The 7,551-nt window shown below is 73.5% G+C and carries 10 protein-coding genes; 8 read left to right on the top strand and 2 right to left on the bottom strand.

Annotated features, from left to right (window positions below; translation table 11 throughout):
- Positions 1-126: 126 nt before the first annotated feature.
- The 3 genes from I53_RS07750 (at position 127) to I53_RS07740 (ending at position 2,313) form a co-directional block, all read left to right on the top strand.
- A complete protein-coding gene (locus tag I53_RS07750) occupies positions 127-1,413 on the top strand; it encodes a Zn-dependent hydrolase (protein WP_043348762.1) in 1,287 nt (428 codons plus the stop codon).
- A 47-nt stretch (positions 1,414-1,460) separates the two neighbouring features.
- Positions 1,461-1,760, top strand: coding sequence for a hypothetical protein (locus I53_RS07745; protein WP_043348759.1), 300 nt, complete (start codon positions 1,461-1,463; stop codon positions 1,758-1,760).
- Positions 1,761-1,857: 97 nt separating this feature from the next.
- Complete coding sequence (locus I53_RS07740) at positions 1,858-2,313, top strand: SRPBCC domain-containing protein (protein ID WP_043348757.1); 456 nt, start codon at positions 1,858-1,860, stop codon at positions 2,311-2,313.
- 9 nt (positions 2,314-2,322) lie between these two features.
- Here I53_RS07740 and I53_RS07735 read toward each other — a convergent pair whose 3' ends face one another.
- The gene (locus tag I53_RS07735) at positions 2,323-2,574 is read right to left on the bottom strand and encodes a hypothetical protein (protein WP_043348754.1); all 252 of its coding nucleotides are present in this window, start codon (positions 2,572-2,574) and stop codon (positions 2,323-2,325) included.
- A gap of 156 nt (positions 2,575-2,730) precedes the next feature.
- On the opposite strand from I53_RS07735, the gene I53_RS07730 reads away from it, so the two are divergent.
- The 3 genes from I53_RS07730 (at position 2,731) to I53_RS07720 (ending at position 4,847) form a co-directional block, all read left to right on the top strand.
- Entirely contained in the window at positions 2,731-3,507 is a 777-nt protein-coding gene (locus tag I53_RS07730) for a spermidine synthase (protein ID WP_043348750.1), read from the top strand.
- Between the two features lie 271 nt (positions 3,508-3,778).
- Positions 3,779-3,985, top strand: coding sequence for a hypothetical protein (locus tag I53_RS07725; RefSeq protein ID WP_043348747.1), 207 nt, complete (start codon positions 3,779-3,781; stop codon positions 3,983-3,985).
- Positions 3,986-4,307: 322 nt separating this feature from the next.
- Positions 4,308-4,847, top strand: coding sequence for a hypothetical protein (locus I53_RS07720; RefSeq protein WP_244447695.1), 540 nt, complete (start codon positions 4,308-4,310; stop codon positions 4,845-4,847).
- Positions 4,848-5,115: 268 nt separating this feature from the next.
- Here the strand turns inward: I53_RS07720 and I53_RS07715 are convergent, their stop codons facing one another.
- The gene (locus I53_RS07715) at positions 5,116-6,072 is read right to left on the bottom strand and encodes a LysR family transcriptional regulator (protein ID WP_043348741.1); all 957 of its coding nucleotides are present in this window, start codon (positions 6,070-6,072) and stop codon (positions 5,116-5,118) included.
- Between the two features lie 101 nt (positions 6,073-6,173).
- On the opposite strand from I53_RS07715, the gene I53_RS07710 reads away from it, so the two are divergent.
- Together I53_RS07710 and I53_RS07705 are read left to right on the top strand one after the other, a co-directional pair.
- Positions 6,174-6,782 carry a YceI family protein gene (locus I53_RS07710; RefSeq protein WP_043348739.1) on the top strand — a complete coding sequence of 203 codons (609 nt, stop codon included), beginning with the start codon at positions 6,174-6,176 and terminating at the stop codon, positions 6,780-6,782.
- Between the two features lie 16 nt (positions 6,783-6,798).
- Positions 6,799-7,404 (top strand): cytochrome b, encoded by a 606-nt coding sequence (locus I53_RS07705; protein WP_043348736.1) that lies wholly within the window; start codon positions 6,799-6,801, stop codon positions 7,402-7,404.
- Positions 7,405-7,551: the final 147 nt, after the last annotated feature.

Raw genomic sequence — 7,551 nt, 5'->3', positions numbered from 1 at the left:
TTCGCACCCCGCCCGGGCTCCGGGACGGCCGCTGCCCGGCCGCCGGAACGCGCGTCGCCCGACCCTGGTGCGGGTTGCCGGTGCGCCGTAACCTGCACCGTCCGGTCGGCATTCGGCAGAGGCACCATGGAGCGCACGGTGGACCGCATCAACCTCCCGCTCTCGCAGGTCCGGCTTTGGGACAGCCTGATGGACCTCGCCCGGATCGGCGCGCTCCCCAACGGCGGCAACGACCGGCAGGCCCTGACTGACCGCGACGCCGAGGGCCGCGCCCTGTTCCAACGCTGGGGCGAGGCGGCGGGGCTGACGCTCACCGTGGACCGGGTCGGCACCATGATCTTCCGCCGCCCCGGGCGCGATCCGAGCCGCAAGCCCGTGGCCATCGGCAGCCATCTCGACACCCAGCCCACCGGGGGCAAGTTCGACGGACCCCTCGGCGTGCTGGCCGGGCTCGAGATCATGCGCGCCCTGCACGAGACCGGGATCGAGACCGAGGCGCCGCTCCTGCTGATCAACTGGTGCAACGAGGAGGGCGCGCGCTTCGCCCCGCCGATGAGCGGCAGCGGCGTCGCCATGGGCATCGTCCCGGAGGCCGACATCCTGGCGACCCGCGACCTCGCGGGCCACGTCTTCGGCGACGCGCTGCGGCGCATCGGCTGGCAGGGCACGGCGGATCCGGCCGCCCTGCGGGAGATCGGCGCCTATTTCGAGCTCCACATCGAGCAGGGCAAGCGCCTGGAGGAGGCCGGCCTCACCATCGGGGTGGTCGACCGGGCGCTCGCCCAGATCTGGTACGAGATCACCGTGCTGGGCGAGGAGGCCCATGCCGGCAGCCCCATGGCGGGCCGGCGGGACGCGATGATGGCCGCGGCGGCGCTGATCGCCTCGCTGGAGGACATCGCCGAGACGGCGGTCGGCGAGGGGGGCGAGCGCGGGCGCGCCACCGTCGGCGTGCTGAAGGCGGAGCCGGCGAGCCGCAACATCACGCCCGGCCGGGTCTGGTTCAGCCTCGACACCCGCCACGGCGACACCGCGCAGCTGGAGGCGATGGGGACGCGGATCCGCGCCCGGGCCGACGCGCTGGCGGCCGGGCGCGGCCTCACGATCCAGGTCTCGGAGTTCTGGCGGGCGCCCCCGACCCCGTTCGATCCGGTTCTGGTGGATCGCGTCCAGGCGGCGGCGGAGGCGCGGGGCCATGCCTGGACGCGGATGCCGACCGCGATCTACCACGACGCCGTCTACTGCGCCCGTGCGGTGCCGGCGGCCCTGGTGTTCTGCCCCTGCCACGGCGGGATCAGCCACAACGAGGCCGAGAGCATCACGCCGGCCTGGGCCGGGGCCGGCCTGGAGGTGCTGGCCGACGCGGTGCTCGCGACGGCGGGTCTCGCCGCCCCCCGGACCGGGCCGGCCTGAGCCCCGCCCGCACCGGCACCCGCGTACGAACGGAGACTGGGTTCCGCATGTCCGACGACAACGTCATCCGCCCCGCCTTCGGCGTCCCCCGCACCCCCGCGCCGGAACCGGAGCCCGATCCCGCCCAGGCGCCCCTGCGCGTCTTCGGCACGGGGGCCGGCCATCGGGTCGGCCTGATCCGGGACCCGTCGGCGGTCGAGGGCGACGTGATCCGGGTCGTGGTCGGTCCGGAGGACGAGCGGGGGGTCGAGACCGTGGCGCTGCTCCCCGCCGACGCGGAGACCGAGGCCGAGCGGATCGGGTTCGCCATCCTGCGGGCGCTGGAAGTGGTCGAGGGCGCGGTCTGAACCGCCGGGCGGGCGGCGCGCGGTCTCGGAGAGCGGGAGCGGCCGGGGCGAACGGGCGCCGGCGGGAGGGCGGCGGGAGGGCGACGGGAGGAAAGGCATGACGGGCGTTCGGATCAGCAGCACGGAGATCGCGATCCCCGCGCGGGCCGGACTCGTCTGGTCCGTGCTGACGGATCTGGATTCCTACCCGGCGTGGAACCCGTATATCCGCAAGGCGGCGGGCCGCCTGCGCGAGGGCGCGCGCTGGCGCCTGGAGCGGACCCTGAACGGCCGCGCCTACCGGACGCGCCAGGTGACGGTGACCGGCTGGGAGCCCGGCCGGCGCCTCGCCTGGCGCGGCGGCCTCACGATGCCGCCCCTGCTCGTCGGCGAGCACGAGGTCCGGATCCTCGAGACCGCCGACGGGGTCCGCCTCGTCCAGGCGGTGGCCGTCGCAGGCCTGCTCGCTCCCGCCCTGGTCCCGTGGCTGCGGACGCGCCTGCAGGCCCGGTTCGCGGCGATGAACGAGGCCCTGCGCGACGAGGTCCTGCGCCGGCTGGCCGAGAGCGCCTGACCGCTCCGGTCAGACGACCGGCTTCGGCTTGACGACGGGCGAGCGCGTCAGGCTCTCGATCGCGCGGCCCGGCCGTCCGGCCTTGCGGGCGATCTCTTCCTCCTGCTCGGCAATGAGCTGCCGGGCCGGCTCGTCGCCGTCCAGGCCGCCGAGGATCTCGGCCGGCACACGCCGGTTCGAGGCCCGTGAACCGTCCGTGAAGACGATATCGAACAGAACGGAGCCCCGCTCCTGGGGTCTCGACTTGATGCGTTTGGCCATAGGTGCTGATACGCCGCCGGAATCGGTCGCGGCAAGGTGCGTCGCCGGGCAGGGGGTTGCGCGACGCGCACTGCCGGGTCCGGGCGCCGCCTTGCTCCTGCCGCGATCCCTCCGCCGCCCGTACGGGACGGGCGCCGGCAAGCCGAGGACGTGTGCGTGATACCCTGGGTTCATCTCGATACCGGATCCGTGCCCGGGGGCGGCACCGACCTGCGCCTGATGCGGCGCGGCGACGAATTCGCCATCATGGCCGACACGATCGAGCTCATGAACAACCGGCGCAGCGGTTCCGAGGTGGCGCTCGCGGCGATGACCTGCGCGCGGCTCCAGGACCGGCCCCGGGCCCGGATCCTGATCGGCGGCCTCGGCATGGGCTTCACCCTGCGGGCGGCGCTCGAAGGCCTCGGGCCGGAGGCACAGGTGGTGGTGGCCGAGCTGGTGCCCGCCGTGGTCGCCTGGGCCCGGGGGCCGCTCGCCCACGTCTTCGCCGGCTGCCTGGACGATCCGCGGGTCGACCTGCAGGAGGCCGACGTCAACCGCCTGATCCAGGCCGGCCCGGCGCGCTACGACGCGATCCTGCTCGACGTCGACAACGGCCCGGAGGGGCTGATGCGCAAGGCGAACGACCGGCTCTACGACAATTGGGGCCTGAAGCGCGCCCGCTGGGCCCTGCGGCCGGGCGGCATCCTGGGCGTCTGGTCGGGCGCGCCGGACCGGAAGTTCAAGAGCCGCCTGCAGCGCTCCGGCTTCGCGGTCGACGAGCAGCGCGTCCACGCGAGCGGCCGGGGCAGCGGCCCGAAGCACGTGGTCTGGCTCGGGACCCGGACCGAGGGGCAGGCCGAGACTCGGGACGAGGGCCGGGGCGAGGGCCGACCGGCGGGCGGCGCCGGACCGCGCGGACCGGCCCAGGGCCGGCGGCGGCCGGCGCGCTAGGGCCGTTCCCGCACGGGGTGCAGCCTGGTTTTGTGATTCTCGACCGCGGGGTGACGGGACCGACGATGCGGCCTCTGCGGCGTTCCGATCCACCCCTCTCCGCCTGAGGGGCTCGCGCTCCGGCCCCTCAGGAGGACGGGGGCGGGTCGGACGGCCGGCCCTGGTCCGGAGCGCGCCATAGCAACGCGGGGAGAACGGCTCTCGCGACCGGGGCTGACGCCCAGGGTCGCACCCCCTGTCCCGATGCGGGACGCTTCCGCACATTCCCAGCATGGGTGCGACGGGCGGGCATCTCTACACGGTCGAGGTCAGGCCGAGCCGGCATGATCCCGGCCGCTTCACCTGGGCGATCCGCGACCGCGGCAAGCTGGTCCGGGGGTCGTTCCGCCCGTACACCTCCGAGCACGCGGCACGCGCCGTCGCGGAGGCGGAGATCGAGCGGCTCATCGGCCAGGATGGTCGGTCCGGGGGGGCCTAGATCCCGTTCGCGTCCACCCATCACCGCCAGATCCGCGGGCAGGGCGCCCTGCACGTCGCGCGGTCCGTCCGCGATCCCGCGCGGTGACATGCTTCAGGCGCATGGCTGAGCGGCCCGACAGGGGAGCATATGCATATCTCCCCGGCGTCCGATCCGTTGCATGCCGCACTGCGGTATCCTATCTTTGCATTGCGGGATGGCGATGGCGTCGCGATCCCGCTGCCCTTCTTGGGCGTTTCCTCCCTAGACTTCGGGCCGCTCCTTCGGGAGTGGCCTTTTTTGTTTGCGCCGACGCACGGTTCGATGGCGCGGAACCGGGAGCTTGGCGGTACGTTTTTCCGCCATGGAACACTACCGCTCCACCCTCGGTACCACTGCCGTTGCCGTATTCGGGCTGGTGGCGGCCGCGCATATTCTGCATCCGGGCAATTACGAGGTGCAGACACGCCCTGCACGTCCGGTCGTGACGGCTGCGGCACCGGTCGCGCCGGCCGCCTGGGTGAATCCCCCGGCCCGCTCGTCCGCACCGGAAACCACCGGAGCGCTGGCGGCTGTCCCGACGCCGCGGATCGCCGCCGCGGTCCCCTCCACGGCGATGCCGACCGCGCCGCTTCCAGCCGAGATGGCACGTCCGGCCGAACCGCTGCGGAAGGCTGTGGCGACGCATCGGCCGAAGGGGGCGGAGCGTGGGTCGCGCCGGACTGCCCGGCTTCGCCACGCCGCACTCGAGCGCACCGCGCAATCCGATCGGCCGGCCGTCGTCGCGGCGGCCCCCCAGACGGCCCCGGTGGCCGCCCCGTCCCCGAAGATCGATCCGATCGGCGACATCATCCGCGGTCTCGGCCTCGGTCGCGACGGCTGAGCCGCGCCGCGATGCCCCGACTCCGACGCGGCGGAAGGGTGCGTCGCGCACGGGATGGCGAGATCCTTCGGCTGGTCCGGGGGTAGGTGCGCATCGCCGGTGCGCAGAGCGATGCTGTCGCCACGGCGCAGATATAAGTCGGTCGTGATGGACCGGCCCGCCGACGGCAGAACGAACCGGGTGGCGGCGGGTCGCTCGGCTTAGGCGGTCGCCCGGGCGATGCCCATTCCGATCGCAGCCCCTGTCATCTCCGGCGCAAGAGAGGGCGTCATCTGTTTGGGTCGTCGCCGTCCAGGGTGGCGCCGGGGCAGTCGCGCGCCGCCAGGGCGCTGCGGACATGCTCGCGGAAGACCTGGACGCGGGCGGGCAATTCGCGCCCCGCGAGGGTGACGGCGCGCAGATGCGCGCCGCGGGTCGCCCAGGGGCTGAGCACCCGCAGGATCTCCCCCGCCTCCACGGCGCGGGCGGCGACGAGGCTCGGGAGATGGCCGATCCCGGCGCCCGCCAGGGTCAGCCGGTGCGCGGTGGCGAAGTCGCTGACCCGGATGGCCGGGCTCAAGGCCAGCGGCTCGGTACGGCCCTGCCCGTCGGTCAGCACCAGTCCCGCCGTGCCGATCCGCTCCCGGGCGAGGATCAGGTCGTGGTCGCGCAGGCCCGCGAGGTCCGTCGGGGCCGGGCGGCGCAGCAGATAGGCGGGGGCGGCGTAGAGGCCGAGAGCCAGGGTCGCGAGGACCATCGCGCGGTAGCCGGTCTCCTCCGCGCCGCCGAGCCGCAGGGCGAGGTCGATCCGGTTGGCCGCGAGGTCGAGGCGCGCGTCGGTGTTCAGCATCTCCACGGTGATCTGCGGGTAGGCGGTCCGGAAGCTCGCGACGATCTCGGGCATCACCTCGATCCCGAAATCGATCGAGGTCGTGATCCGCAGGTGCCCGGTCGGCACCGTGCGGGCGTCGCGGGCGGTCTCGGCCGCCTCGTCGAGGAGAGTCAGGCTCTCCTGCGCCTTGGCGTAGAAGGCCAGCCCCTCGGCCGTCGGCGAGACCGCCCGTGAGGTGCGCGCCATCAGCCGGGCGCCCAGCGCCTGTTCCAGGCGGGAGATCCGTCGGCTGACGCTGCCCTTGGTCTCCTGCAGGCTCGCGGCCGCGGCCGTCACCGTGCCGAGATCGACGACGGCGCAGAACGCCCGAACATCCTCGAGTCCGCCCCGGAAGGTTTCCGTTCTCGCAACCATGGGGTTCCGGATAGCAGGCTCAACCGGTGCCGTGAACGGGTCTACAGGGCTGCTGCGGCGCAGCGAATCGCGCTCGACCGTCTGCTCTGCAGGAGACACCCTTGAAGTCGATTCTCGCCTCCGGCCTGCTGGCCCTGCTGGTCGCCACCTCGGCGCTGGCCCAGACCCCGCCGACCCGCGATCCGGCGCAGATCCAGGCCGGTACATACGCGGTCGATCCCGGCCACACCCAGGTCGGCTGGCGCGTGTCCCATATGGGCTTCTCGAACTATGCCGGCGGCTTCTCGGACGTGTCCGGCACGCTGGAGCTGCAGCCGAAGAACCCGGCGGCGGCCAAGCTCTCGGTGAAGATCCCGGTCGCCTCGGTGACGACCACCAGCGCCAAGCTCACCGACGAGCTCAAGGGCGACCAGTGGCTCGACGCCGCCAAGTTCCCCGACATGACCTTCGTGTCCACCAAGGTCACGCCGGCCGGCAAGGACCACGCGAAGGTGACGGGCGACCTGACGCTCCACGGCGTGACCAAGCCGGTGACGCTGGACGTCACCCTGGTCGGCGCCGGCGTGAACCCGCTGAGCAAGAAGTATACGGTCGGCTTCGAGGCCACCGGCACGCTCAAGCGCTCGGAGTTCGGGGTGAAGACCTACGTGCCGCTGATCGGCGACGAGCTGCACCTCACCATCGCGGGCGCCTTCGAGAAGCAGGACTGACACCGGGGGATCGGCCATGGCGAACGGGGTTTCCGCGCGGCGGTACTCCGCCGTGGCGATCCTGCTGCACTGGGCGAGCGCGCTCGCCGTGCTCGTCCTGATCGGCCTCGGGCTGACCATGACGCACGCGGCCCTGGCGCCGCTGCGCCAGTTCCAGCTCTACCAGTGGCACAAGTCGGTCGGCGTCACGGTGCTGGCGCTGACGGTCCTGCGCCTCCTCTGGCGCCTGACCCACCGGCCGCCACCGCACCCGGCCGGGATGCCGGCGCGGGAGCGGCGGGCGGCCGCGGCGGCGCATCACCTGCTCTATCTGCTCCTCGTCGGGCTGCCCCTGACCGGCTGGGCCGTGGTCTCGCTGTCGCCGTTCAACATCCCGACGGTGCTCTACGGCCTCGTCCCCTGGCCGCACCTGCCGCTGGCGGCCCACGTCCCCGACCCCGCCGCCGCCGAGGGCCTCCTCAAGCAAGTCCATGCCCTGGGGGCGTGGTTCCTGGCGGCCCTCCTCGCCGTCCACGTGGCGGCCGCCTTGCGCCACCATTTCCTCCTGCGCGACGACGTGCTGCGCCGCATGCTGCCGGGGCGCCGGCCGTCGACCGCCCCGATCGTGGAGCCCACCCGATGAACGCGCGTCACCTCTGCCTGCTTGCGGCGCTGCAGGGCGCGTTCTTGTGCGTGTTCCTGGGCGAAGCCCTGCCGGCCGCCGCCGCCGAGTGGGCGGTGGATCCGGCCCGGAGCGCGATCCGGTTCTCGGGCGTGCAGGTCGGGTCCC

The sequence above is a fragment of the Methylobacterium sp. B1 genome (assembly GCF_000333255.1).
GTDB classification, from domain to species: domain Bacteria; phylum Pseudomonadota; class Alphaproteobacteria; order Rhizobiales; family Beijerinckiaceae; genus Methylobacterium; species Methylobacterium fujisawaense.
The sequence above is the reverse complement of the archived record's forward strand: the minus strand, read 5'-3'. Positions and strand labels throughout refer to the sequence as shown.

Coding starts and splice junctions, on each gene's coding strand:
- I53_RS07745 (WP_043348759.1), top strand. CDS start 1,461: ATGTCCGACGACAACGTCATCCGCCCCGCCTTCGGCGTCCCCCGCACC.
- I53_RS07705 (WP_043348736.1), top strand. CDS start 6,799: ATGGCGAACGGGGTTTCCGCGCGGCGGTACTCCGCCGTGGCGATCCTG.
- I53_RS07735 (WP_043348754.1), bottom strand. CDS start 2,574: ATGGCCAAACGCATCAAGTCGAGACCCCAGGAGCGGGGCTCCGTTCTG.
- I53_RS07725 (WP_043348747.1), top strand. CDS start 3,779: ATGGGTGCGACGGGCGGGCATCTCTACACGGTCGAGGTCAGGCCGAGC.
- I53_RS07715 (WP_043348741.1), bottom strand. CDS start 6,072: ATGGTTGCGAGAACGGAAACCTTCCGGGGCGGACTCGAGGATGTTCGG.
- I53_RS07740 (WP_043348757.1), top strand. CDS start 1,858: ATGACGGGCGTTCGGATCAGCAGCACGGAGATCGCGATCCCCGCGCGG.
- I53_RS07750 (WP_043348762.1), top strand. CDS start 127: ATGGAGCGCACGGTGGACCGCATCAACCTCCCGCTCTCGCAGGTCCGG.